This is a genomic window from Paenibacillus sp. p3-SID867, from assembly GCF_025142895.1.
Taxonomy (GTDB): domain Bacteria; phylum Bacillota; class Bacilli; order Paenibacillales; family Paenibacillaceae; genus Paenibacillus_AQ.
This window is the reverse complement of record NZ_JAMBDM010000024.1, coordinates 67,092-86,220: the sequence shown is the minus strand read 5'-3', so window position 1 is coordinate 86,220 and position 19,129 is coordinate 67,092. Positions and strand designations below refer to the sequence as shown.

At 49.5% G+C, this 19,129-nt stretch carries 16 protein-coding genes; 4 read left to right on the top strand and 12 right to left on the bottom strand.

The window, feature by feature from the left end:
- From M4D81_RS30645 to leuC, 10 genes are all read right to left on the bottom strand, one after another.
- The coding region (locus M4D81_RS30645) for a dynamin family protein (RefSeq protein ID WP_260069213.1) at positions 1 to 1,499 on the bottom strand (1,499 nt) is incomplete at its 3' end.
- Between the two features lie 296 nt (positions 1,500 to 1,795).
- Complete coding sequence (locus M4D81_RS30640) at positions 1,796 to 2,077, bottom strand: hypothetical protein (protein ID WP_006209564.1); 282 nt, start codon at positions 2,075 to 2,077, stop codon at positions 1,796 to 1,798.
- A 252-nt stretch (positions 2,078 to 2,329) separates the two neighbouring features.
- Positions 2,330 to 3,001, bottom strand: coding sequence for an endonuclease III (nth, locus tag M4D81_RS30635; RefSeq protein WP_260069212.1), 672 nt, complete (start codon positions 2,999 to 3,001; stop codon positions 2,330 to 2,332).
- Between the two features lie 85 nt (positions 3,002 to 3,086).
- Positions 3,087 to 5,816 (bottom strand): S-layer homology domain-containing protein, encoded by a 2,730-nt coding sequence (locus M4D81_RS30630; RefSeq protein WP_260069211.1) that lies wholly within the window; start codon positions 5,814 to 5,816, stop codon positions 3,087 to 3,089.
- Positions 5,817 to 5,894: 78 nt separating this feature from the next.
- A complete protein-coding gene (locus M4D81_RS30625; RefSeq protein ID WP_260069210.1) occupies positions 5,895 to 6,494 on the bottom strand; it encodes a GerMN domain-containing protein in 600 nt (199 codons plus the stop codon).
- A 39-nt stretch (positions 6,495 to 6,533) separates the two neighbouring features.
- Complete coding sequence (locus tag M4D81_RS30620; RefSeq protein WP_260069209.1) at positions 6,534 to 7,913, bottom strand: N-acetylmuramoyl-L-alanine amidase family protein; 1,380 nt, start codon at positions 7,911 to 7,913, stop codon at positions 6,534 to 6,536.
- Positions 7,914 to 8,114: 201 nt separating this feature from the next.
- Positions 8,115 to 8,801 carry a GerMN domain-containing protein gene (locus M4D81_RS30615; protein ID WP_071218345.1) on the bottom strand — a complete coding sequence of 229 codons (687 nt, stop codon included), beginning with the start codon at positions 8,799 to 8,801 and terminating at the stop codon, positions 8,115 to 8,117.
- Between the two features lie 40 nt (positions 8,802 to 8,841).
- A complete protein-coding gene (locus tag M4D81_RS30610) occupies positions 8,842 to 10,278 on the bottom strand; it encodes an N-acetylmuramoyl-L-alanine amidase family protein (protein ID WP_260069208.1) in 1,437 nt (478 codons plus the stop codon).
- 237 nt (positions 10,279 to 10,515) lie between these two features.
- Positions 10,516 to 11,118, bottom strand: a complete 603-nt coding sequence (gene leuD / locus M4D81_RS30605; RefSeq protein WP_071218347.1) for a 3-isopropylmalate dehydratase small subunit — start codon at positions 11,116 to 11,118, stop codon at positions 10,516 to 10,518.
- A gap of 20 nt (positions 11,119 to 11,138) precedes the next feature.
- Positions 11,139 to 12,563 (bottom strand): 3-isopropylmalate dehydratase large subunit, encoded by a 1,425-nt coding sequence (gene leuC / locus M4D81_RS30600; RefSeq protein ID WP_071218348.1) that lies wholly within the window; start codon positions 12,561 to 12,563, stop codon positions 11,139 to 11,141.
- 185 nt (positions 12,564 to 12,748) lie between these two features.
- Between leuC and M4D81_RS30595 the strand changes: the two genes are divergently transcribed.
- The gene (locus tag M4D81_RS30595; RefSeq protein ID WP_260069207.1) at positions 12,749 to 13,678 is read left to right on the top strand and encodes a LysR family transcriptional regulator; all 930 of its coding nucleotides are present in this window, start codon (positions 12,749 to 12,751) and stop codon (positions 13,676 to 13,678) included.
- Between the two features lie 116 nt (positions 13,679 to 13,794).
- Here M4D81_RS30595 and M4D81_RS30590 read toward each other — a convergent pair whose 3' ends face one another.
- Together M4D81_RS30590 and M4D81_RS30585 are read right to left on the bottom strand one after the other, a co-directional pair.
- Entirely contained in the window at positions 13,795 to 13,983 is a 189-nt protein-coding gene (locus M4D81_RS30590) for a hypothetical protein (protein WP_233354816.1), read from the bottom strand.
- A gap of 92 nt (positions 13,984 to 14,075) precedes the next feature.
- Positions 14,076 to 14,888, bottom strand: a complete 813-nt coding sequence (locus M4D81_RS30585) for a carbon-nitrogen family hydrolase (protein WP_260069206.1) — start codon at positions 14,886 to 14,888, stop codon at positions 14,076 to 14,078.
- A 252-nt stretch (positions 14,889 to 15,140) separates the two neighbouring features.
- Between M4D81_RS30585 and M4D81_RS30580 the strand changes: the two genes are divergently transcribed.
- The 3 genes from M4D81_RS30580 (at position 15,141) to M4D81_RS30570 (ending at position 19,111) form a co-directional block, all read left to right on the top strand.
- The gene (locus M4D81_RS30580) at positions 15,141 to 16,334 is read left to right on the top strand and encodes a pyridoxal phosphate-dependent aminotransferase (RefSeq protein ID WP_260069205.1); all 1,194 of its coding nucleotides are present in this window, start codon (positions 15,141 to 15,143) and stop codon (positions 16,332 to 16,334) included.
- 368 nt (positions 16,335 to 16,702) lie between these two features.
- The gene (proB, locus tag M4D81_RS30575) at positions 16,703 to 17,806 is read left to right on the top strand and encodes a glutamate 5-kinase (RefSeq protein ID WP_260069204.1); all 1,104 of its coding nucleotides are present in this window, start codon (positions 16,703 to 16,705) and stop codon (positions 17,804 to 17,806) included.
- A gap of 57 nt (positions 17,807 to 17,863) precedes the next feature.
- Positions 17,864 to 19,111, top strand: coding sequence for a glutamate-5-semialdehyde dehydrogenase (locus M4D81_RS30570; RefSeq protein ID WP_260069203.1), 1,248 nt, complete (start codon positions 17,864 to 17,866; stop codon positions 19,109 to 19,111).
- Positions 19,112 to 19,129: the final 18 nt, after the last annotated feature.

Genomic DNA, 19,129 nt, shown 5'->3' with positions numbered 1-19,129 from the left:
CGCTCCAGGTCCTGCAGACGGACGGCCGCAGCGTCCGTCAATACCGCCTTCAGCCGGTCGGCAAGCACCAACACGGCCCTGCGGTAGCTGCCCTTGATTTCCTCGGCCAGCTCCCGGTTATAGTTCAGTACGTATTCACCGGACACCGTCGCTTCCGGATTCACGGTCCGCGTAATCATATCCTCCCGCACACCGGGAAGCTCAGCGTCCATCAGGCTCTCCCATTCGGTATTCCACTCCGTATGCTGTTCCACGCTTTTACGGAACAGCGAACGCAGATGCCAATCGATCTGCGATGCGGTCTGTTCCTCCAATCGATGATAGAAAGCCTCGAGACGGCGCCGACGCTCCTCCTCCGTTTTGCCGCCTGTGAACAGAAACCCGACTTTAAACCCGCTTTTGCGGCTTTCCAGGAAAGCCAGACTTAAATCCCGAACATCCGCCGGCGTCAGATTGGCGTTTGCCAGAAGGGCATCCGCTTCTTTGCGCAGCTCCGAGCGAACGGTCTCTGGCAGCAGCTGGACGGTTCTTTTTTGATCCTCCAGCTCCTGCAGCCGCGCTTTCATCGCCGCTGCGGCCTCCTCGCCGCCCATTTCCTCCAGCAGCCGCTCCTTCTCTTCCTGATGGCTTCTGGTATAGGCCTCTACATGTTGATCGGCAGCATGACGAATGGAGCAGGATACGCTGTAGCGCAGCAACGGCTCCTTATGAGATATCAATTCACCGATCAAGGACTTTAGTAGCCCCCATTGATTATAGGGATGATCCTGAGCTTTAAGCGAAGTGCATAGCAGCCCCTTATACGTGATCTTCCACTGGGCGAACGCCTTCTTCACGTCATTCAGATAAGCAGAAAGCGTCAACTCTTCATCACGATGCTTGTCGATCTGATTTACGATCAGGTACAGCGGTTTGCCCCAATCGGACAAACTCTTGGCAAACATCAGATTACTCTCGGACTGCACATGATTATAATCCATGACGTAAAAAACGATGTCAGCCATATGGAGGGCAGAATGCGTGGCAAGCCGGTGCCCGTCATCCGTTGAGTCAACCCCGGGGGTATCCATCAAGACGCCATCTTCGCCAAGCAGCGGCACATCATCCCACACTTCAATTGCGGAATACTCCCGGCCCTCCTTGCAGTATTCGGCAAGTTCGTCAATGGTTACCGTTAAAGGCTCTCCAGGCTCCGCAGCAGATCGGTGAATCAACGCCCGCGGCTCACCGCTTCGGATTGTAACCACATTCGCACTCGTAGGTACCGGACCCGAGGGCAGCACCTTTTTGCCGCAAAGCGCATTAATCATGCTCGACTTCCCTGCGGAAAAATGTCCGCAGAAGGCCAGCGTCAATTCACCACCTGTACCCTTGCGTATTAAATCCTCCGTCAATGCGGAGGAAGATTCGTCATTCCACTCCAAAAAACGGTCGCGAACTCTGGTTAGTTCCGTAACACTGTATCCGATTTCATGCTCAGCCATCAACTTCAATGTCATTTCTCGCTCCTGTCCATTGATCTCTCAATTTCTGACACATTCTATTCACATCATTTTATTTTATCACCGCTTGCACTGTAAAGGAATCATTGCATTTCATTTTCGGCCGTTGTCTTGATATAACAGTCCTTTATCTATGCAAAATGGCAGGTCAAGGAAGTGATCTTCCTTGCCTGCCATGGGTCCAAACCTTCTTAATGCCGGCAAATACAGGAGGAATGAGGTAAAAGTACACACTCGATCACCCTGTAAGAACCAGGTTTATCTCATTTTTTAAAACATCAAATTTGAAGAACTTAAGATACAACGGTGTTTTCTTCTGCCGGAATTAAAATTTCGAATACATTTCCGTGCTGCAGAATGGTTAACCCGCGTGATTTATCGCGCATGACCACCACTTCAGGCTTCTGCGACATACGCTCCAGATAATGCTCGGGAGCATCCCCGGAATGACTGAACGTCACGCCTTCGACTTCTTGCTCTTCATTCTCACTCAGCTGGCTTTGGCTCTCCACAACATGTTCAAAAATATCTGAGAACAATTCAAAATTGTCGGTGTAAACAGAGATGCATTTCATGTGTAATCCCATCCTCTTTTAAATTTAGCTCATGCCGATCCAGGATACCGTCCTCTTTCACCTCGCGAAAAACCGACTTTTGATCACTGTTGTTTCCAGATTTCCATTCACCCATGCGGCTAAAGATAGAAATCCGGAGACAAAGGCAAGCATTGCGCTTGCTTGCAATTATGTCCATTTCGCTAGCTATTCATTAAAGTACCGTGTTCCCAACGAATCAGATGAATCTTTTTTTGTCTATTTCTTGCTGTTTTACAGTTGTTCCTTATTCTTCCTGACTGCTAAGGTTTTCATACGTTTCTTTCCTTCACGGCAAACATCCAGCAATGGGCATACCGGGCATTGCGGATTTTGTGCCTTGCAGTGATACCGTCCGAAAAAAATGATCCGATGATGGGTCAGCGTCCATTCTTCACGCGGTACCCGCTTCATCAGCTTTTTCTCCACTTCCAGCACGGAATCTTTCCAGGCTGCCAGTCCAAGTCGCTTGGAAACCCGCTCCACATGCGTGTCTACCGCGATGGCAGGCACACCAAAGGCATTGGAAACGACGACATTGGCTGTCTTGCGTCCAACCCCAGGTAATGTGACCAGTTCATCATGAGCTTCCGGCACCTCACCGCCATACTGTTCGATCAGAATCCTGCACAAATTCTGAATATGTTTGGCCTTATTCCGGTATAAACCGATCCGCCTAATATCCTGCTCAAGTTCCTCAATCGGTACCGATACATAATCCAGAGGCGTTTTGTATTTCTGGAACAGATCCTTTGTTACTTTATTAACCGTTTCATCCGTGCACTGGGCGGACAGCAGCACGGCGATGGTCAGCTCAAACGCATTGCTGTGATGCAGTTCGCAATGTGCATCCGGAAACATGCTCTCCATCGTGTCCAAAATATGCCGTACCGTTGCCGCATTCATATGATTTCCCTCCCGCAAAAAAAAATCTTGATGCGGAAATCCCCGCATCAAGACGGTGTTTCTCGAGCAATCCCAGGTCGATAATTTACTGTTTTACGATCTCAACAACGACACCGTTGTTTAAGTACAGTACAATATTATCATTTTCCTTAAGGGATTGCACGGACAAAGTAGTGTCACCTTGATGAACAAATACTTTGTCGGATAATACATACCGGAAATTATCGTTAATCGATTTACGTTTTACTTGAATTTCCGTACTGCTTGCCTGCCAGAATGCACGTTCAACCTTCTCCAGAACCTGGATAATGGTTACGCCCTGAATGTCCTTTCGAATCTCTACGCGATCTCCTGAGGTCAATGCGCTTAAATTCGAAGCCGTTGAACCATTCTTAACGACTTTAACTCCGCCGCTTACACCTAACGTCTGGCTATTGCCTGAATAATCCTTCATGGTCAATGCATTTGCGGAAGCATCAACGCTTGTCACTTCGCCAAGCGTCAATTTAACTTCAGCTACCGCTACAGGCGTTAAGCCTTGGAACGTTATATTAACGAGTGCTCCCGGACGCAAATCAGCGAGCAAAATTGCTTGTCCGGTTTCGCCGGTCAATATGGATTTATCGGTATAAATATCGCTTGTGGAGCCGTTAGCTTTCACTCGAATACGGTTCCTTGTGGGTTCCGTTGAAACAACCTCAAATTGTGCGGAAGTTTTGAGTTTTAAGCTCTGTAAGTAATCCTGATTGTTCGACAGTTGGGCTAACACTTCGTCACCAATCCGTAAATCTGCCAGGGATGCGCCTGATCTGCCGAAGATTTCTACAATCGGACTATTGTAGTAAGAGATTTCTTCCACTTTACCGTTAGCGGTCATAATCGAAATCACTTGCTTGGATGTGTTAATGCTGTTAATTTTACCTTCAACTTTGTATACCACTTCTAATGAGAGTACGCGGGTACCAATCAGGGAGACACTTACCTTGCGTCCCGAGACAAGCAGTGGTCCAACTTTATCCAACGTGGTTCCGTAGCTCGAGTCCAGCTTCGTCTTGTCATCCAAGACGATTACACGAGGCTGGTTGTTCGCATCCTTGACAGTCAGCCAATGCGTCTTCCCGTCGTAATTTACGACGGTAACGGCATCCAACTGCTCAATTTGACGACCCGTTACTTCGATTTTCGAAATTTTTTCCTCACCGTTAATGGTCAGTGTTACCTGGTCACCGGATACGGCATCAGCGAGTAAATCGGACAGAACAGGTTTAGCCACGCCGTTTATCATAATTTCCGGCTTCTCTGCCAGATACTTCGTTTCGAGCTGCGTGCTTCCACTTCGCTTGTATGTGATGGTCTTCCCGTTCTCTTCAATGGAATAAAGCATTGCCTGCACGCTACGATCGACGCTTTGCGTAACTTCCAGCGTCTGCAGAACGCTGTTTTCTACCGTAAAGTTCACGGTGTAGCCGTTCTTCAATTCAGCCGGAGCCAAAATTTGATTCTGATATCGAATGACGGTTGCATCATCCCACGTGTACGTGTCCTCATAACCGGTGCTATCCTTAAGGGTTACTCTTTTGTTTACCGTATCCACGTTCTGAACAACGCCTGCTCCCGTCTTGTTAACCAAGCCGCTCTTTACGCGGATTGAAACGATTTTCTTCTGCGGGCTGTACGTTTCGCGTTCAATCGTAAGCAAACTGCCGGCAGCAAGCGTCTTCGGATCGATCTTGGTTCCGTTCTGATCCAGGAACACCGTGCTTGGCTCGTAACTCAGCTCTTCAAAGGTGCTGCCAGTATCCAGCCAAATGACGTTGTTCGGCGACAAACGTGCATATGTGCGGTCAAACCGCTCCACTTGCTGGGTCGAATCCGTAATTTCCACGTAAGCAGCGGTTCCGTTATTCACGATGACCACCGCTTGTGTGTAAGGATTGATCTCCGAGAATTGCAATCTCTTCTCCGAATCCGAGGTGAAATACGCTGTGGAATTATCCAGCTTGAATGAATTCAGCTTGCCATCGGCATAAAGCTCCAGCTTGCCGTTCTCGATCGAAGCGATAGAACCTTTGTATTGGTTCTCGTAATTTGTGGTAATGTAGGCTTGGGCCCGGCTGAGGAACGTTGCAAGCTGGGCACGGGTAACGGCCCCTTGCGGATCGAACTTGTTGCCGTTCAAGCCTTTTGCAAGACCTAACTCAACCGCTACATTAACATAACCCAGACGATCCGGGGATATCTTGGCGTTATCCGCAAAGCCTGTCGCTTTATTTTTGGCTGCATCAGCCTCCGCCGTACGTCCAATGGAACGGACAAGGACTTCGGTTATCCATTCCCGGGATGCTTTCTGCGCGCCCCAAATGACTTTCTCGTCCGTATATCCGGATTCTTTTTGCTTGTCGAGCAGGTTTTGCTGAAAAGCCAGTTCAACATACTTCGTAAAATAGTCATTCACTTTAATATTTGTCGGTAATGTCGCAGCGCCGCTGCTTAATTGATCCTGCATGCTTAAGAACCGGATCGCCATCGTTACGGCTTCCTGCTGCGTTACGGGATCGTTCGGACGAAACTTTCCGTTATTCCCGGTCACGATCCCCTGTGCTGCTAACTGATAAATATACTTTTCTCCCCAATATCCGGCATTCACGTCACTGAATGCGTTTATGGCCGTTTGGGATGCATTTGCCGTTGTCGCATTTGCTGCTTCTTCATCTGCCGAGACGATCGAAGCCCCGCCTCCGAATGCTATAAGTCCGGCCATGACGGCGGAGACCACTTTTTTGGAATGAACATGTTTGCTGTGTCTAAGTACCATTTTCTTTCCCCTCTCAATAACTACTGCTTCATCATATACTAATATTCGACAGCAGATCGTGATCTCCTTCAACCATCATTACCGAGTCATCGGATTTTCCAAATCGACATGACCCATTAACGATTCGGTCTGCTGACCATCCACCAGAATTTGAAGTGATTTCACTTCGTCAAACTGGAAAAAGGTTTTTTTGATCGCATCGATGGCAAACGACTCGCCGCCTGCACCCAGGTTAGCTTCGTCCGGGACCGTCACATCGAGCGTCAGAGCTCCGTTTTCAAATTTCAACGAATTCAGTCCGATTTTCTCCCACAGGGGAACCATATCACCCTTATCGCTCTTTTGTAATGCTTGATAGGCCGCTTCGTATTTTTCTTGATCTTCCTTATACGTAATTTCGGCCGTACCTTCTACCAGCTCCATCAAATCAGGATCCGTGTAATAGGCTTTGATGCTCTCTGTTTTTGCTTCCGGCGTTGTCACTTCGCTGACGCTGCCCGTAGACGATCCACCTGATCCGTTCGACGTTCCACTATGATCCTGTCCTGTCTGATTATCAGGTGCAGGCGTTATTTGCTCCGGTGTATCGTTTGGAGCTGCTCCGGGTTTCTGTCCGCAACCGGCACCAATCAGCATTACGGCTGCCAATAGGCCAGCCGACCATATTTTTTTATTCAAAAGTAGCCACCTCCTGCAATCACGTTCACTGTCGTATCGTTAATCAACCTTTAAATAACCTTTGATGCCTCTGACAATAGCCTCGGCTACTCGATCCTGCGTTGCCGGATCAAATAGCTTGCTCTCATCGGTCTTGTTGCTCAGGAATCCGACTTCCAGCAGAGCGCCAGGCATTTTGGTCTCGCGAATGACATGGAAATTGCCGTATCTCACTCCGCGATCCTTTAAGCCCATAGCCTTTACGATCTCTTTATGGAGTGCATTCGCCAGCGCTTTGTCAGATTCATTGTAGTAATACGTTTCGGTTCCGCTTGCAGTGGAAGGGCCGCTATTAGCATGTATCGATATGAAAACATCAGCCTTCAGATCATTCGCAATTTTTGCGCGATCCTTCAGCTCGAGGAAAGTATCGTTACTGCGAGTCAAAACGACTTCGATATTTTGTTCTTTGGCCAACAGTTTCTCAACTTTCAGCGCCATCGCGAGGTTGAAATCCTTCTCCCTCTTCTTGGTTACCCCGATAGCTCCCGGATCGTGGTCTCCATGACCCGCATCTATGACCACAAGCTTCTTCCCGCCTGCACCAGGTGCAGGGTTAGAGCCCGTATTCAAATCCACAATGAATAGGCCCGATCCGTTCTCAAGGCCTGAAATGGTGTAATTTTTGGCATAGTTGAGATCAATGACAATGCGCACGGTCATCGGATTGCTGTTGTACAAGGAATAACGTACAGATTTGACATCCGGATATCCCGTTACGTCCATCTGACCGGTCTTCATCACGTCATCAAAGCTGGCGTTGCTGCTGAACGTATCCGAGAAATTCGTGTTCACCATATCAATGACGATACGGTCCGGATTGCTAAGCTTTGATACATCCGGCTTGGCATTGCCCGTAACGGCGACCATCAGCCTGTTTTCACTGAAACTGATACCGTCTACAGTCGACGTAGTTACGCCGGGTTCTTCACCAGGGTTACTCCCGTCGTAGGACGAGGTCAGATAGACTGACTTCTGCGCATTATCCCATCTTACTTGAAGGCCCATCTGCTCACTTACAAACCGGATCGGAACCAGTGTTGTTCCGCCACGAAGAACAGGTGCCTTGGTCATTTGTACGCGCTGACCGTTGATATCAGCTTGCTGACTCCCAATCACCATCGTTACTGTCTGCGAGCCGTCTTGGACAGTTACCGTCTTGGTCGCCTTGTTCCAGTACACGTCAAATCCCAGATTCTCGGAAATGACTCGGATCGGAACCATGACGGTGCCATTATTGTTCTCGACCTTCACGCCAGATGACAGATTGATTTGTTGGCCATCCAGGTAAATCTTTGCGCTGTACGAACTCGCATCCGCCATTTTAGGAAACGCAATCATGATGACAACCAGAAACATTAAAAAACCGAACTTCTTCATCCTTCACCCCTACCATCCTATTATTTTGCCACAGATTGGCGTTTCTGCACTCGGCCTGTCCGACATTACCTGACAACCTATAGACGCAAAGTCACGATGAAAGTTGCGAAATTGTTCCCTTTTTACCAAAAAAACACCTATTTCAAAAACCGAAATAGGTGTTTGGTCCTGCATTTGAATTTCGTTAATAGTTCCTTATAACTACTTCCGAGTCATTGGATGCTCGAGCTCAACATGTCCCATTAAACTTTCGATCTGATTACCGTCTACCAGCAATTCCAGGGACTGCACCTCATCGAACTGGAAGAAGGTTTTCTGTAAGGCATCAATCGCAAACATTTCCCCTCCAGCTCCGAGATTGGCTTCCGCTGGTTTGGTGATATCCAGTGTCAAAGCGCCATTTTCAAACTTGAGAGAATTCAACGTGATTTTATCAGACCATAGTGGACTTAGTTCAGCATCACTGCTCGTTTGAAGTCCTTCAAAGGCTTTCTTATATTTATCCTCTTCACCCGTATACGTGATCTCTTTGCTTGCCTCTTTCAAGTCCATGATTTCGGGATCCGTATAATAGACTTTAATATTGACCTTCTTCGCTTGATCCTCGGTAGCTTTCACATCCTTTGTATCCTCAGGGGTTCCAGTACTTTCACCGGTTGTGCCCTGCGGTGGTGTGCTTGCTCCCTCGCCTGCGTTTACAGGTATTGCTTCATCTTCCTTATGATCATCAGCCGCCGTTTCTTCCGGATTATCCTGCGGCGTTTGTACTTCTTCTGTTGCGGTCTCCGGATTTGTCTCGGCAGGGGCTGCAGTCGGCTTCTGTCCACAGCCGGCACTAAATGCAAGCAGCAGCGCCAGCAATCCTGTCATCCAATATTTTTTGTTCATGACTTTCGTCCCCCTCTAAGTTCTTCAAATCTTGTACACATTATTGTACTTTAAGATATTCTTTAATACCCGCTACAATACCTTGTGCAACACGATTTTGGAAATCGTCTTCAAACAACTGGGCTTCGTCACCCTTGTTGCTTAAAAAGCCAATCTCGAGCAGGACAGCCGGCATCGTCGTTTCTCTCGTCACATGAAGACTGCTATATTTGACTCCCCGATCCATGAGTTCAGTCGCCTTGACAAGATGTTTATGCATCACGTTTGCCAAAGGTTTGCTGGCATCTCTCGTGAAGTAAGTCTCAGTGCCGTGCGGACTGCTGGAATTGTTGCTGTTTCCGTGAATCGATACAAATATATCGGCCTTTATGGAATTCGCCACTTTCACGCGATCGCTAAGACCCAGCGTTGAATCGTCGCTCCGCGTCATCACCACATTAATGTTCTTTTCGTTTCTCAGCAAGGCTTCCACTTTCAAAGCAATGTTAAGATTAAGAACCTTCTCCTGATTGCCGTTCGCGCTGATGGCGCCCGGCTGACTGCCGCCGTGACCGGCATCAATAACAACCGTCTTCTTGCCGTTGCCAGTCACCGGAGGAACGGGCGGTACGAGGATTTCTCCCTCTGCGTTCAGATCAACGATGATGATGCCTGATTCCTGTGTCACCGCATAATTCTTAGGTCCGGTCAAATCCAATACGATACGCACCGTTGGCGGGTTATCGCTGAACACGGCATATCTAATATTCGTAACGTCAGAGTAATCCGTAACTTCCATAATGCCGCCGCTTTGCTCGTTCACGGAATGTCCGCTCAGGAAGGAAGCAGAGTACACGGTGTTCGGAAGATCGATAACGATCCGATCATGCCCCGTCATGCTGAACACTTTCGGCGTAACCGAACCTTCTGTAGCAATCATCAACCGGTTGTCGCTAAAGCTGAGCCCAGTCATGCCTGCCTGATTCCCTGTTTCGACAGGCGGAGGTGTTTGACTGCCCGGATTGTTTCCGGCACCTGGATCAACCTCTCCTTCGGAGACCGGTGGAACGGAGCTGGAGAGGAACACTGCCTTCGCCTGGTTGTCCCATTTCACATCAAGCCCCATCTGTTCACTAACAAACCGAAGCGGCACAAGCGTGCTCTTCCCATTCAAGACAGGTGGCAAATTCAGATCAACCTGGGCACCGTTCAATTCTGCCTGCTGGCTGCCGACCACCATGCGGACCGTCTTCTCGCTGTTCTCCACGGTAACGGTTTGGCTGGCCTTCTCCCAGCCTACCTTGAAGCCGAGATTCTCGGAAACCACGCGGATTGGAATCATCACGTTACCTTTCATGTTGGCTACCTGGACGCCCGAAGACAAATTCAATGGTTCCCCGTCAAGAAAAATGGTCGCATTTGAAGAACTGGCTTCACCACTTTTCGGAAACGCAAGCAAGAAGACTATCAACATCATTACAAAACCTAACTTCTTCATGAATCCACCTCGATCATCCCATGATTAAATTTGAAAAGCAAATCTAGCAATAAAACTAAAAATATGTAAATCAGCACATTCCCGGCCAGACGCTGCCGGACAATTACTGACATAAAACAATGGTTCCTCTTATCTTCCGCTGCATATTAATTCCATAATACCAAAAAAAACTTCCATTTCCTACACAGGAAATGGAAGTTTAATAATCTTGTAACCTTTTGCAGTGGAATTGCGAGATTAAGCGAACAGACGCTCCCCATGCTTCTTCTCGTATGCATCGATTGCACTTTCATGCTGCAGCGTCAAACCGATGTCATCCAGTCCTTGAAGCAGGAATTGACGGCGGTGCTCATCAAGATCAAAGTCAATATGGAGTCCTTGATCATCCGTTATCGTTTTGCTCTCCAGATCGACGTTCAGCTTATATCCTTCATTACCTTCTGTGCGCTGGAACAATTCTTCCACCTGCTCCTCCGACAATTTGATCGGAAGAATCCCGTTCTTAAAGCAGTTATTGTAGAAAATGTCAGCAAACGATGGAGCGATGACCACGCGGAATCCGTAATCGAGAATCGCCCAAGGGGCATGTTCACGGGAAGAACCACAGCCAAAGTTGGCACGGGAAATCAGAATGGTCGAGCCTTGGTAACGAGGCTGGTTCAGCGAGAAGCTGTCGATATTGCCTCCCTCTTCATCAAACCGCCACTCGTAAAACAGAAACTGTCCAAATCCTGTACGTTCAATCCGTTTCAAAAACTGTTTCGGAATAATGGCGTCCGTATCTACATTCACCCGGTCTACAGGTGCGACAATACCGTGTAATTTCGTAAATGCTTGCATAAACTTCTCCTCCGTCCTTCTTAGCTCACAACTTCTTCGGCAGCAAAGTTCCAGTCACGTACATCCACAAAGCGTCCTTTAACCGCAGCTGCCGCTGCCATTGCCGGCGATACGAGATGCGTTCTGCCGCCGCGGCCTTGGCGTCCTTCGAAGTTACGATTGGACGTGGATGCGCAGCGTTGCCCCGGCTTCAGTACATCCGGATTCATCGCAAGACACATACTGCAGCCTGCTTCACGCCATTCGAAACCCGCTTCAACAAAAATTTTGTCGAGCCCTTCTTGTTCAGCCTGGATCTTCACTCGACCTGATCCGGGAACAACGATGGCTGTCACATTGCTGGACACTTTATGGCCCTTCGCTACGGCTGCTGCCGCACGCAAATCTTCAATGCGTCCATTCGTGCAAGAACCGATAAAGACATAATCGATCGGAATTTCGGACATTGGCGTCCCTGGCACAAGCGCCATATACTCCAGCGCTTTCTCCGCTGCCTTGCGCTCATTCTCGGTCTTGAAATCCGCAGGGTTAGGAACCGTCGAGGAAATGTCAGTACCCATACCCGGGCTCGTTCCCCAGGTTACTTGCGGGATCAGAGATTCTACATCGAACTCAACCACCACGTCGAACTCGGCGCCTTCGTCTGTCACAAGCTCTTTCCAAGCTGCCACTGCAGCATCAAAAGCTTCGCCTTGCGGAACATATTGACGTCCGCGCAAGTATTCAAACGTCGTTTCATCCGGAGCGATCATGCCCGCTCTGGCTCCGCCTTCGATGGACATGTTGCACACGGTCATGCGCTCTTCCATCGACAATTCGCGGATCGCTTCACCCGTATACTCAATAACATAGCCTGTTGCAAAATCCGTTCCGTATTTCGCGATGACGCCAAGGATCATATCCTTAGCCGTTACACCCGGATTGCGGCGACCGACAAAGCGCACTTCCATGGTCTTTGCTTTGGCCTGCTGCAAACATTGGGTTGCCAGAACATGCTCAACCTCGCTTGTTCCGATACCGAACGCAAGGGCGCCGAATGCACCGTGTGTAGATGTATGGCTGTCGCCGCATACAATCGTTTTGCCCGGATGCGTTAAGCCAAGTTCCGGCCCCATGACGTGCACAACGCCTTGATCAATCGTATCAAGATCATACAGAGTAACGCCAAAATCCTGACAGTTCTTGGTCAGTGTATCGATTTGCTGCTTCGAAATCGGATCCGTAATGTTAAAACGGTCTTTCGTTGGAACGTTGTGATCCATCGTTGCGAAGGTCAGTTCAGGACGGCGTACTTTACGGCCGCTAAGACGCAAACCCTCAAATGCTTGCGGTGAAGTTACCTCGTGAACCAAATGCAGGTCAATGTACAAAATACCCGGCTTGCCTTCTTCTTGATGAATAACGTGGTTATCCCAAATTTTTTCGAACATTGTCTTCTTACTCATCATCATCACCCCATTGTTCTTTACGTCCATGAGAAGATAATTGCTTGTTATCTTCTTTAAATATAAGGAAGATCTACAACGCATCATCTTTACGTTGATAGTAATATATCATTTCCTTCTTCATTGTTCCAAGATATAATATCTATAAAAGTAATAGGATTCAGCTATAACGGAGTGATGCTTAAATGGAACTGAGACAACTGCAATATACGCTGCAAATCGCGGCGGATAAAAATTTTTCCCGAGCCGCGGAGAAGCTTCATATCGCCCAGCCTTCCTTGAGCCAGCAGCTCTCCAAGCTGGAGAAAGAGCTCGGCGTGCTGCTGTTCCAGCGCAATACGAGCAACGTTGAGCTTACCCATGCCGGAGCCAGCTTCGTCGAGCATGCCCAGAAGATCATGGACGCCGTCGAGCAGCTGAAGCAGGAGATGTCGGACATCTCCCAGCTTCGAAAGGGTAAGGTCGTAGTCGGCAGCATGCCGATTACAGGTTCTCACCTGCTGCCACGGGTTTTGCCCGCCTTTAAAAAGGGATATCCGGATATTGAGATCACCCTGTTGGAAGATTCCTCCATGAACCTGGAGAAGCTGACGGCCAGCGGCAAGGCCGATCTTAGCCTCCTGGCGCTGCCGCTGTCCGAGCCGTCGCTGTCCTGGATTCCGATCGGTGAGGAAATGATCGACTTGGCTGTTCCTCCGCAGCATCCGCTTGCGCTGCGGGCAGCCTCCGATCCCGTACGGCCCATCACAATCGATGAAATCCGGAACGAAGCGTTTGTTGTCCTCAAAAAAGGACAGGGCTTCCGGAAGCTCACCTTTGATATATGTCGGGAGGCCGGCTTTGAACCGAACGTTGTATTCGAGAGCAGCAACATCGAGACGCTCCAATCTCTGGTCGCAACCGGAATGGGCATAACGCTGGTGCCCCGTTTTATCGCCCGTGCGAAACGCAGCGAGTTTATTCCGGTCTACTTGCCCCTCGCTGATCCGGTTCCGAGCCGCACACTGGTTGTGGCTTACCGCAACGGCCGCTATTTGTCCAAAGCGGCGGATGCGTTCATCGATACTTTTAAGCAGGTCATGGACAAGCTGGCTGTGGAGAGCGTTCAGGACTAGTGCACGCTGCCCCATAAATAAAGAGAAGAAGCTCAGCCAAGGTCAATGAACAAGACCAAGCTGAGCTTCCTTTCAACGTGAAATTATAGCACTCCCATTTCGTTTCAAACGGAGTTTTATTTGCGCAAATTATGCTGGTCAATCAATCGGTTCTGTTCATCCGCAGTACGGGACTGGTCCTGAATCGACTCGTTCTTTCCGTTGCCGCCCCCGGCAACGTTTTCTACAAAGTTGCGGAACTGTTGTTTCTGCTCTTCTTCCTGCTCATGGTTTTGGCTGTCGAATTGGTTATTGTCTGCCATCATTCAAAGCCTCCTCTCAGACGGATTACCCATAGTATACCCGCCTCTGCCCAGATGAAACTTCATTTTTTAGAGGAGTTTAACAATAAATACTTTTATTGAAAATACAAATTCGGACGACGGTCTTCAAAAACCGGAATGCGTCCTCTCACTTCATCCGTAAGACCACAATCCAGCGTACCGGTCAGGATCATTTCCTGCTCATCCCCTTCGGCAATGACCTCCCCCCAGGGATCGATGATCATGGAGTGACCGAAAAAGTCCGTTTCTCCGCTAGTTCCTACTCGATTACACGCAACGACGTACATTTGGTTCTCGATCGCTCTGGCCATGAGCAGTGTTCTCCAATGATGCAGCCGCGGATGCGGCCACTCTGCTGGCACAAACAGCACTTGAGCGCCGCCTAGTGCGAGGGTGCGAGACAGCTCGGGGAAGCGTATATCGTAACAGATCGACGCGCCCGCTTTTAATTGTTCCAGCTCAAAGGTTACGGGCTGCTGCCCGGCTTGCAGAAACTTCTCTTCATCCATCAGGCGGAACAGGTGCATTTTGGAATATTTGGCGATCTGCTCCCCACTCCGGTTAAATACATACATGCTGTTATAAATCCGATCTTCGATTCGTTCGGCTACAGACCCGCCTACGACTTGGATATGATGTTTTCGTGCAAATTCGCTCAGCATGCGAGAGGTTTCCTGTCCCATGGGATCGGCAAGCTCTTGAATTCGGTCCAGCGCATACCCCGTATTCCACATTTCCGGCAGCACGATGACGTCCGGCTTCCTATCAGCCGCTGCGGCCTGCTCCATCATGCCGAGCATTTTACTCATATTGGCCTTTACGTTTCCTATTTCAATATCGGCTTGGATAAGTGCGATATTCAATTGAGCCTTTGCTTCTCCAGTCATCTTGCAGCCTCCTGTTATTCCGGTTGAATCCAGCACCAGCGCCGCTAATCATGAAATCCATGATCGGGCTCTTTTTCAGGAATTCACCCATTCTCTATATGTCATCATCATAGCCTCCCCCGCCATGTTGCTGCAACACCCAAGCACCATTTCCCTCTATACACCCCTGATAAATCGTGTTAAATTAATCCTAATTGTTTTCAATATCAGCTGTATTCGAGCGTAATTAGATAACGGAGTGATGAAACTGCAATGAATAACAAATTAAACGAATTCCAAATAGAGCCGGCCGAGATGATGTCCCAGCTGCCCACGCAATTTTTCGCGACCTTGGTCTCCAAGGTAAACCGCCAAGTGGCGCAGGGACATGATGTGATCAATCTCGGACAGGGAAATCCCGATCAGCCTACACCGCCTCATATCGTATCCAGCTTGAAGGAAGCGGCCGACAATCCGCAGTTTCACAAATATTCGCCTTTTACCGGCTTTTCCTTTCTTAAAGAAGCCATTGCGCATCGATATAAAGAAGACTACAACGTTGATCTGGATCCGGAGACGGAGGTAGCGATTCTGTTTGGAGGAAAAACAGGGCTTGTACAGCTTCCGCAAGTGCTCCTGAATCCGGGCGATGTATGTCTTGTCCCGGACCCCGGTTATCCGGATTACTGGTCAGGCGTTGCACTGGCCCGTGCCCAAATGAAATTCATGCCGTTAACCGCTGCTAACCGGTTTCTTCCCGACTATGGCGCGATCACACCAGCAGACAGAGAAAAAGCGAAGCTGATGTTTTTAAATTATCCGAATAATCCGACATCCGCCGTCGCTCCCCTGTCCTTCTACGAGGATACGGTAGCATTCGCCGCCGAACACGGGATCGTCGTAGCCAGCGATTTTGCTTATGGAGCGATCGGGTTTGATGGAGATCGTCCAGTCAGCTTTTTACAGGCAAAAGGAGCCAAAGGAGTTGGCGTGGAATTTTACACGCTCTCCAAAACCTATAATATGGCCGGATGGCGCGTTGGCTTTGCCCTGGGGAACAAAAAAATCATCTCGCTGATCAATATGCTGCAGGACCACATCTACGTCAGCCTGTTCGGCGGCATTCAGGCCGCAGCGGCCACGGCTCTGACATCGCCTCAAGATTGTGTTAAGGCGCTGGTCGCACGCTACCAATCGAGAAGGGACGTTTTCTATAGCGCCCTGTCCGAAATCGGCTGGGAAGCTCAAAAACCAGCTGGCTCCTTTTTCAGCTGGCTGCCGGTACCGAAGGGCTTTACCTCGGTATCCTTTGCCGATCTGCTGCTTGAGGAGGCCAAGGTCGCGGTTGCGCCTGGTGTCGGCTTTGGCGATCACGGCGAAGGATATGTCCGCGTCGGCCTGTTAAGCAGCGAAGAGCGAATGCGGGAAGCCGCCTACCGAATCGGTAAGCTGAACCTGTTCGGTTAACCTTTTTCCTTTTGAAAAAACAAAAACGATGTGCTATTCTTGCAATAACAATTGAATGCAGTTTTCAAAAACGCAATGACGGGACCAGTACGAAAGCATATGGCACGATGACCAGAGAGCGAATTCCATGGGCTGAAAGAATTTGCCGTGACCCCCTTTCCGAAACCTACCCCCGAGCGGCCTGGCTTGCCAGGACAGTGCCTTCTGTTACAGGGCTAAAGCCGGATGAGCTGCGCTCATCAACAAAGGTGGTACCGCGGAAGTCAAACTTTCGTCCTTTTTCATACAGGACGGAAGTTTTTTTATTTTCAGGAAATGGATTCGTTACAGCTATCCCTACCCATCATAAATACAAGGAAGTGATCACGATGCTATCGCGCATCGTCGTAAAAATCGGAAGCAGCTCCCTTACGACAGATGAGGGCGGACTTAATCTGGATTCCATCGCCTTCTTTGCCGGAGAGCTTGCCGCTCTCCGCAAAGCCGGTCATGAGGTTCTGCTCGTGACATCCGGCGCCGTCGCAGCAGGGTTTCGAGAGATCGGCTACGAGAGCAGACCGAAGCTGCTGCATGAGAAGCAAGCATCCGCCGCACTGGGCCAAGCGCTGCTGATGCGTGCTTACCAGAATGCGCTGGCCTCCCATCAATTGAAGGCCGCGCAAATTCTGTTGACGAGAACGGACTTCGCGAACCGCAAACGCATGAATAATGCCAACATGACGATTACGGAGCTTCTGAAGCAAGGCGTTATTCCGATTATTAATGAGAACGACACCGTTTCTATTGACGAACTGAAATTTGGCGATAACGATACGTTATCCGCGCTCGTTGCGAACTTGGTCCGCGCCCAGCAATTAATCATCCTGACCGATACGGATGGTTTGTACACGGCTGATCCACGCAAGTCGCCTGATGCAACGAAATATGAGGAAATTGATGAAATTACCGATGAGATTTACAGCATGGCAGGAGGCGCTGGCTCCAGCGTTGGTACCGGCGGCATGCGATCGAAAATCGATGCTGCCAAAATCGCCACCCGCGGCGGTGTCCCCGTCTTCATCGGCAAAGCCAGCGAGACCGGCGATTTGCTTAAGGCGCTTGAACATGCAGGTAAAGGCACCTATTTTGCTACCCACCTATCCTCCCTGCCGATGAAAAAGCAGTGGCTCGGCTTTATGTCCTCGCCGCTAGGCCGGATCGTTGTCGATCCGGGCGCCGAGAAGGCGCTGATTCACGGAGGCCACAGCCTCCTTCCCGTTGGCATAAAACGGATCGAAGGCAGCTTCCATGCCGGGGACGTGGTGGAAGTCGTTAATATGAACAACGAGAGGCTCGGCAGGGGGATCGTCAATTACGACGAAGACCAGCTGCAAGCCGTGCTCGGTTTGACGAGCAGTCAAGTGATCGACATCATCGGGGAAATCCATCGACTTGAGGTCATTCACCGAGATGAATGGATCACGTTAAAATAATCTGGTTCCCATAACCAATAATGCTTTTCCTAATCATCCATCTAAGGAGGAATTATTATGAGTGAGGTTCGCATTAAAGCCAAGCTGGCCAAACAGGCCGCATTCGGTCTTGGCAGACTGAGCACCGAGGAGAAAAATCAGGCTCTGCTCATCATGGCAGACGCACTGATCCAACGGACAGCTGATATTATGGAAGCAAACGCGGAGGATCTACGTCGCGGGAAGGAGCTTGGCACCTCCGCCTCCCTCCTGGACCGATTGGCACTGAATGAAACCAGAATCGAGGGCATTGCCGAAGGCTTACGCCAAATCGTTAAGCTGCCGGACCCAATCGGCGACACCTTGGAAACGATCGATCGCCCGAACGGACTGAACATCGTCAAGAAACGTGTTCCCCTTGGCGTGATCGGCATCATTTATGAAGCACGTCCAAATGTGACGGTCGATGCAGCCGGACTGTGCTTGAAGACAGGCAACGCGGTCGTACTTCGCGGGGGTTCATCCGCCCTCTCCTCCAACCGCAAAATCATCGAGGTGCTTCACGAAGCTATGGAACGCACCGCACTGCCTAAGGATGCGCTTCAGCTTATCGAGGACCCGAACCGTTCCTCCGTGGATGACATGCTGAAACTCAACGGACTGCTGGATGTCATTATCCCTCGCGGCGGGAGCTCGCTGATCCAGAACGTTGTGTTAAATGCCACGGTGCCCGTGATCGAAACCGGAGCCGGGATATGTCATACCTATATAGATGCATCGGCAGAGCCGGACATGGCAGTTGCCATCAGTCTCAATGCCAAGGTGCAGCGCCCTTCGGTCTGCAATTCCATGGAAACCCTGCTCGTCCATGCTGATTATGCCAAATCACATCTGACCGTGCTGGCTGAAGCATTCCGCGAGCGTAACGTCGAGCTGCGCGGATGTCAGCGTACCCTGGATTGCGTTCCTTGGGCTGCAAAAGCGACGCCTGAGGATTACGCAACCGAATACAACGACTATATCTTAAACATCAAAATCGTGGATCACCTGGATGAGGCCATTGAGCATATTTCGATTTATGGCACAAAGCATTCGGAATGTATCGTTACGGAGGATAAGGATCATGCGCAGCGCTTCTTGCAGGAAGTAGACGCAGCTGCAGTTTATCATAACGCTTCGACCCGTTTCACCGATGGCTTTGAATTTGGCTTCGGCGCCGAAATCGGGATCAGCACCCAGAAGCTGCATGCCAGAGGACCCATGGGATTACCCGCGCTTACTTCTTCCAAATATGTTATTATCGGTAGTGGTCAAATACGCGAATAAATCATTCATCTAACACCA

Excerpts from the sequence above, each read along its gene's own strand:
- M4D81_RS30640 (WP_006209564.1), bottom strand. The coding sequence starts at position 2,077 with ATGAAATGCATCTCTGTTTACACCGACAATTTTGAATTGTTCTCAGAT.
- nth (WP_260069212.1), bottom strand. The coding sequence starts at position 3,001 with ATGAATGCGGCAACGGTACGGCATATTTTGGACACGATGGAGAGCATG.
- M4D81_RS30630 (WP_260069211.1), bottom strand. The coding sequence starts at position 5,816 with ATGGTACTTAGACACAGCAAACATGTTCATTCCAAAAAAGTGGTCTCC.
- M4D81_RS30620 (WP_260069209.1), bottom strand. The coding sequence starts at position 7,913 with ATGAAGAAGTTCGGTTTTTTAATGTTTCTGGTTGTCATCATGATTGCG.
- M4D81_RS30615 (WP_071218345.1), bottom strand. The coding sequence starts at position 8,801 with ATGAACAAAAAATATTGGATGACAGGATTGCTGGCGCTGCTGCTTGCA.
- M4D81_RS30610 (WP_260069208.1), bottom strand. The coding sequence starts at position 10,278 with ATGAAGAAGTTAGGTTTTGTAATGATGTTGATAGTCTTCTTGCTTGCG.
- leuD (WP_071218347.1), bottom strand. The coding sequence starts at position 11,118 with ATGCAAGCATTTACGAAATTACACGGTATTGTCGCACCTGTAGACCGG.
- leuC (WP_071218348.1), bottom strand. The coding sequence starts at position 12,563 with ATGAGTAAGAAGACAATGTTCGAAAAAATTTGGGATAACCACGTTATT.
- M4D81_RS30595 (WP_260069207.1), top strand. The coding sequence starts at position 12,749 with ATGGAACTGAGACAACTGCAATATACGCTGCAAATCGCGGCGGATAAA.
- M4D81_RS30590 (WP_233354816.1), bottom strand. The coding sequence starts at position 13,983 with ATGATGGCAGACAATAACCAATTCGACAGCCAAAACCATGAGCAGGAA.
- M4D81_RS30585 (WP_260069206.1), bottom strand. The coding sequence starts at position 14,888 with ATGACTGGAGAAGCAAAGGCTCAATTGAATATCGCACTTATCCAAGCC.
- M4D81_RS30580 (WP_260069205.1), top strand. The coding sequence starts at position 15,141 with ATGAATAACAAATTAAACGAATTCCAAATAGAGCCGGCCGAGATGATG.
- proB (WP_260069204.1), top strand. The coding sequence starts at position 16,703 with ATGCTATCGCGCATCGTCGTAAAAATCGGAAGCAGCTCCCTTACGACA.
- M4D81_RS30570 (WP_260069203.1), top strand. The coding sequence starts at position 17,864 with ATGAGTGAGGTTCGCATTAAAGCCAAGCTGGCCAAACAGGCCGCATTC.